Origin of the sequence: Streptomyces sp. NP-1717, from assembly GCF_022695985.1 — a bacterium.
In the GTDB taxonomy this organism is placed as follows: Bacteria; Actinomycetota; Actinomycetes; order Streptomycetales; family Streptomycetaceae; genus Streptomyces.
In genome coordinates this window covers 1-5,030 of record NZ_JAAPBF010000346.1, presented here as the reverse complement: position 1 = coordinate 5,030, position 5,030 = coordinate 1, and the positions used below count along the sequence as shown (strand labels likewise).

Below are 5,030 nucleotides of genomic sequence, written 5' to 3'. Positions count from 1 at the left end.
GGGTGCGGGCGGGGGTCCGACGGGAGGCGGGGCCGGTCGCGGACCGGGAGGCCGGTCAGGGTCTCCAGGCGGTCGAGTTCGCCGCTCGCCCGCAGCCAGTCGCCCGCCGTCGGGGTCAGGGTCACCGCCACCCGCCAGCCGCGGGCCACCGCCGGTCCGACCAGGCCGGTGCGGAGCGACGCCAGCCCGCCGGCCGCCGACGCCACCACTCCGAGGACGCCGCGGGGCGTGCGCGCTTCACTCATCCGCACAGTTTCCCAGGACTGCGGACCTCCTTGCGGGGCACACGGTCGGCGACGATCCAACCACCGTCATTCCGTACATGGTTGGCCATCCATCGACATGTTCGGCAGGAGAGAGCAGATGCTCGCAATAGCGGCCGCAGTGGTCTTTTTCATCGCCTTCATCCTCAACGCCACCAAGACGTCGACGGAGGTCATCTTCGGTACGACGAGTCTCACGCTCGTCGGACTCACCCTCGTCGCCCTGCACCTGGCCGGTGTCGGAGCCGGTTGGCAGGCGCGCGGGCGTGGTCGTCGGCGGTGAGGACGACGGTGACCGGGACGGTGACGGCGGGCAGTTGTTACGACGCGTAGCGCCAGAAGTCGCGCAGCAGGGGCGCGGGGACGGGGCCCGTGGCCTCCAGCTGCGTCAGCAGGATCGTCACCGTGCCCGTGGACGGTGTGATGTGCGCCGCCGTTCCCGTGCCGCCGACCCAGCCGTAGCGGCCCGCCACGTTCCAAGGGTCGACCGCCGCGACGTCCACCGAGCCGCCGAAGCCCCAGCCCTGCCCCTCCAGGAACAGGGTGCCCGCGTCGCGCTGGGGCCGGGTGAGGTGGTCCGTGGTCATCCGTGCGACGGATTCGGGTGACAGCAGGGCCTTGTCCCCCGCCTTGCCGTCCGCAAGGAGCATCTTGGCGAAGGCGTGCAAGTCATCGGCGGTGGACACCAGGCCGCCCGCGCCGGAGGGGAAGGGCGGCACCGTGCTCCACTGGCCGTCGGGGGCGTCGACCAGTTCGAGGCCGCCCGTCCCGTCCGCCCGGTAGTAGTGCGGCACCCGGTCGCGCTTGCCGGCCGGTACCTCGAACGCCGTGTCCCTCATGCCGAGCGGTTCGAAGATCCGCTCCGCCAGGAACTCCGGCAGCGAACGGCCCGTGACCCTCGCGATCAGCACACCGAGGATGTCGGAGCCGATGTTGTAGAGCCAGACCTCGCCCGGCTGGTGCAGCAGCGGGATACGGGACAGCTTCGCCATCCACTCGTCCGGCGCGGCGACGTGCTGCGGCTGCGGCGGGCCCTGCTTCAGCTCGCTGAACAGCGGTGCGACCGCGGGCAGCGAGAAGTCGGACGGGAAGCCGTGCCCGGAGCGGAAGGTGAGCAGATCGAACACGGTGATCGGCCTGACCGCGGGGACCACGTCGTCGACCGGGCCGGCGGGCGTCCGTACGACCATCGGCGACGCCAGCTCGGGCAGCCACCGGTCGACCGGGTCGTCCAGCGAGATACGGCCGTCCTCGACGAGCATCATGACCGCCGCGGCGACGACCGGCTTCGTGACCGAGGCGATACGGAAGATCGAGTCCCTGGTGAGGGGTACCGTGCCCGCCGCGTCGGCCGAGCCGACCTCCGCCGTCTCGGTACGGTCGCCCCGGGCCACCAGGGCGACGACGCCCGGCAGCGGTCCCTCGTTCACGTGCGCCTTGAGCAGGTCGTGCAGATTCGTCGCACCGGTCGCCGTCATCGCTGTCATCTGTTCACCTTTTCGCGTTGTCGCCCGTGCCGTCGTAAAGGAGACTCCGGACGGCTCGCGGATTCATCGGTCCGGGTGCCCGTACCCGTCCGGGTCGGGGTCGGGCTGCGGGCGCTTGCGCAGGCGCAGCGAGTTCCAGCTCGCGTCGGCCGTCCAGCCGCCGTCGACCGGCAGCGCGGTGCCGTTCACGAAGCCGCTGCGCGCCGGGTCCGCGAGGAACGCCACCGCCTGCGCGATGTCGTCGGGCGCGGCGAAGCGTCCCATCGGCACCCGGTCCACGATGTCCTCGTCCGTGTAGCCGCCCGACGCCTGGTCGGCGGCGTCCATCTCCGTCTTCACCCAGCCCGGACAGACCGCGTTGACCCGTACGCCCCGGCCTCCCCACTCCCCCGCCAGCGTGCGCGTGAGACCGATCAGGCCGTGCTTGCTCGCGTTGTACGCCGCGCGGTCGGAGACCCCGTGCAGTCCGGCGATCGACGCGATGTTGACGATCGAGCCGCCGCCCGCCGCGAGCATCAGCCGGCCGACCGCGCGGGACAGCAGGAACGGCCCGGTGAGATTGACGTCCAGGACCCGACGCCACTGGTCGGCCGTCGTCTCCTCGGCCGGGACGAGGAGCGACACACCCGCGTTGTTGACGAGCGCGTCCACCCGGCCGAAGCGCTCGCGGACCTGGTCGGCGAGCCCGGTCACGTACGCCTCCGACGCGACGTCCCCGACCACGGCCACCGCGTCCGCCCCGGCCGCGCGGACGGCGGCGAGGGTGTCCGCCGGGTCCACGATGTCGGCCAGGACCAGCGCGTAACCCTCCCCGGCCAGGACCTCGGCCACCCGGCGGCCGATCCCCTGCGCCACACCCGTCACCACGGCCACGCGGCCCGCCCCCGTACCTGAACCTGTGCCCGTACCCGTACCCGCACCCGCCGTGCTCGGCGTTGTTTCAGTCATGTGGTCAGCCTGGACCGGGACACGTGGTCGACGGAAGCGCTCCGGCGATCAGCCGCGTGGCCGGTAACGCTCGACCAGGTGCTCGCGGCCCGCCGGAGGCTCGTACGGCTCCGGCCAGAAGTCCGTGATCCCCGCTATCCGGCCGTCCCCGTCCCCCGTGAAGAAACTGACCGCCTGCACCTCTTCCCCGCCCACCGTGACGCGCAGCCACGTCACCACCTGCCCGGCGTCCTGGTCGGCCACGATGCGCTCCGTACGCACCCGCCAGTCCCCCGGATACTCCACGTTGAACCGCAGGAACGCGTCCTTGCCGCGAATCCGCTCGCGCGTCTGCGGCAGGTCGTAGACCACCTCCGCCGCGAGGGTGCCGGCGAACGCCGTCCAGTCCCGGGCGTCCGCGGCGGCCCAGTACGTCTCCACTGTCTCCCGGAGTGACTTCCGAAGCTCGGTCATGAGCGAAGTCTGCACCGTGCCACTGACAGTCGGCGGTCGCCCGCGAGCACTGACCGCACGGTCGTCCGGTTAGTACACTGGCCGTTGTGACAGCTACGAGCACCGACGGACGCATCGCACGGGGGAACCAGACCCGCCAACTGATCCTGAAGCACACCGTCCGGATCGCCTCGGTCGAGGGTCTCGGCGGTCTGTCGCTCGGCCGGCTGGCCGGAGAGCTGCGGCTGAGCAAGAGCGGGGTGTTCGCCCTGTTCGGCTCCAAGGAGGAGCTTCAGCTCGCCACCGTCCGCGCCGCGGCCAAGCTGTACGTCGACCATGTCGTGCGGCCCGTCCTGGAGATGCCGGCCGGGCTCGACCGGATCCGGCGGCTGTGCGACGGCTGGCTCACGTACTCCGAGAACCGGGTCTTCCCCGGCGGCTGCTTCTTCTACTCGGTCTCGGCCGAGTACGACGCACGCGAGGGCAAGGTCCACGACGCGGTGGCGCAGGCCCGCCTCGACTGGGTCGCGTTCGTCGCGCAGAACGTCGAGGACGCCAAGGAGGCGGGCGAGGTGCGCGACGACACGGACGTCCCCCAGCTCACCTTCGAGCTGGTCTCCCTCCTCGAAGGCGCCAACGCCGAGTCCGTCCTGCACGACGACTTCAGCTGCTACACGAAGGCCGCCAAGGCGATCCTCGGCCGGCTGCGGTCCGTGGCGACGGATCCGGCACTGCTGCCGCTCGCCCCGGCGCCTCGCTGACCACGAAGTCCCGCACGGACGCGGCGACTTGGCGGTCGCCGATGATCCGCCGGTGACCCAGTCCCCGGGTGACGACCAGCCTCGCCCGGTCGCCCAGGGTGGAGTGGAGTGCGCGCGAGGCCGCGGGGTCGACCATGTCGTCGTCCTCGTCGTGGACGATCAGGAACGATGACGCGCCCGCCTCCGCAGTACTGTCCCTGCCCGTACGCGTGGACGAGAAGCGCGACCAGATGTCCGTCTCGCCGGAGAACAGCTCCCGCTCGACACGTCTGCGGAGCTCGCGGTTCAGCCGTGCCCGCAGCCCCAGCCCCGCGCAGAATCCGTCGACCAGGTACGCGAAGTCGGGCACACCGCTGATGGCCACGATCCGCTCCGTACGCACCCCCCGCTCCCGCACGGCGACGAACGTCGCGGTGACGCCGAGGGAGTGCGCCACGATCATCTCGAAGGGCCCGTGCTCCGCGTCCAGCGCCGTGATGATGTCGCGCAGGTCGAGGATCGTCATCGCCTCGCCGGTGGCCTCGCCGTGACCCGGCGCGTCGAAGGCGACCGGGCTGAGGCCGAGGTCCAGCAGCTCGCTCACGAGCGTGGCGAAGCGCGAGCCGCGCGACTCCCAGCCGTGCACGAGCAGTACGGGCCGTTCGCCCGTCCCCCACCGGTAGCTGACGGCGCTCCCGCCGCCGACGGCGACCGCGCCGACCTCGGCCAGGTCCATCACCGGGCGCTCGTCGGGCCGCAGGCGGCTGCGACCGCGCGGCTTTCTGAAGAGGCGGAAGGCGGCCTTGCCGGCCGGCCCCGGTGCGACGTAGGAGGCGGCGTTCAGGGTGATGCGGACGGCTGTCACGGCGAGATCCATGCCGCGTGCTCCTCGGGTCGCTTCGGACTGGACCGGACTAAACCGGACCGGACTGGACCGGGCTCGATCGCACTCGATCGTGGGTGGTCTTCCGGGCGAGACGTTAGCACGATCGTTCGGCTAGTTTTCCTGTTCAACTGAACGTACGATCGTGCGGCATGGGACCCAATCAGCGCTTCAAGAACGAGTTGGACGCCCTCATCGACGAGCAGCTCCTGCCGGAGGACCGCGAGGCGGAACGGACGAACCGGCCTGGATCCGCCGATACCCCGCAGCCGTCATT

The 5,030-nt window shown here is 71.3% G+C and carries 6 protein-coding genes and 1 pseudogene; 2 read left to right on the top strand and 5 right to left on the bottom strand.

Translation table 11 applies throughout. The features are described from left to right. Positions 1 to 245, bottom strand: a pseudogene (locus tag GXP76_RS33995) (flavoprotein); the annotation flags it as partial. A gap of 118 nt (positions 246 to 363) precedes the next feature. Between GXP76_RS33995 and GXP76_RS33990 the strand changes: the two are divergent. Then, positions 364 to 546 carry a hypothetical protein gene (locus GXP76_RS33990; protein WP_242575475.1) on the top strand — a complete coding sequence of 61 codons (183 nt, stop codon included), beginning with the start codon at positions 364 to 366 and terminating at the stop codon, positions 544 to 546. 37 nt (positions 547 to 583) lie between these two features. Here the strand turns inward: GXP76_RS33990 and GXP76_RS33985 are convergent, their stop codons facing one another. The 3 genes from GXP76_RS33985 to GXP76_RS33975 form a co-directional block, all read right to left on the bottom strand. Continuing rightward, a complete protein-coding gene (locus GXP76_RS33985; protein ID WP_242575476.1) occupies positions 584 to 1,741 on the bottom strand; it encodes a serine hydrolase in 1,158 nt (385 codons plus the stop codon). 72 nt (positions 1,742 to 1,813) lie between these two features. Next, positions 1,814 to 2,698, bottom strand: a complete 885-nt coding sequence (locus GXP76_RS33980) for an SDR family NAD(P)-dependent oxidoreductase (RefSeq protein WP_242575474.1) — start codon at positions 2,696 to 2,698, stop codon at positions 1,814 to 1,816. A gap of 48 nt (positions 2,699 to 2,746) precedes the next feature. Beyond that, entirely contained in the window at positions 2,747 to 3,151 is a 405-nt protein-coding gene (locus tag GXP76_RS33975) for a nuclear transport factor 2 family protein (protein WP_242575473.1), read from the bottom strand. Positions 3,152 to 3,237: 86 nt separating this feature from the next. Between GXP76_RS33975 and GXP76_RS33970 the strand changes: the two genes are divergently transcribed. Then, positions 3,238 to 3,891 (top strand): TetR/AcrR family transcriptional regulator, encoded by a 654-nt coding sequence (locus GXP76_RS33970; protein WP_242575472.1) that lies wholly within the window; start codon positions 3,238 to 3,240, stop codon positions 3,889 to 3,891. Here GXP76_RS33970 and GXP76_RS33965 read toward each other — a convergent pair. After that, the gene (locus tag GXP76_RS33965) at positions 3,794 to 4,747 is read right to left on the bottom strand and encodes an alpha/beta hydrolase (protein ID WP_242575471.1); all 954 of its coding nucleotides are present in this window, start codon (positions 4,745 to 4,747) and stop codon (positions 3,794 to 3,796) included. The two genes, GXP76_RS33970 and GXP76_RS33965, sit on opposite strands and share 98 nt — an antisense overlap. Positions 4,748 to 5,030: the final 283 nt, after the last annotated feature.

Excerpts from the sequence above, each read along its gene's own strand:
- GXP76_RS33980 (WP_242575474.1), bottom strand. The coding sequence starts at position 2,698 with ATGACTGAAACAACGCCGAGCACGGCGGGTGCGGGTACGGGTACGGGC.
- GXP76_RS33975 (WP_242575473.1), bottom strand. The coding sequence starts at position 3,151 with ATGACCGAGCTTCGGAAGTCACTCCGGGAGACAGTGGAGACGTACTGG.
- GXP76_RS33990 (WP_242575475.1), top strand. The coding sequence starts at position 364 with ATGCTCGCAATAGCGGCCGCAGTGGTCTTTTTCATCGCCTTCATCCTC.
- GXP76_RS33985 (WP_242575476.1), bottom strand. The coding sequence starts at position 1,741 with ATGACGGCGACCGGTGCGACGAATCTGCACGACCTGCTCAAGGCGCAC.
- GXP76_RS33965 (WP_242575471.1), bottom strand. The coding sequence starts at position 4,747 with ATGGATCTCGCCGTGACAGCCGTCCGCATCACCCTGAACGCCGCCTCC.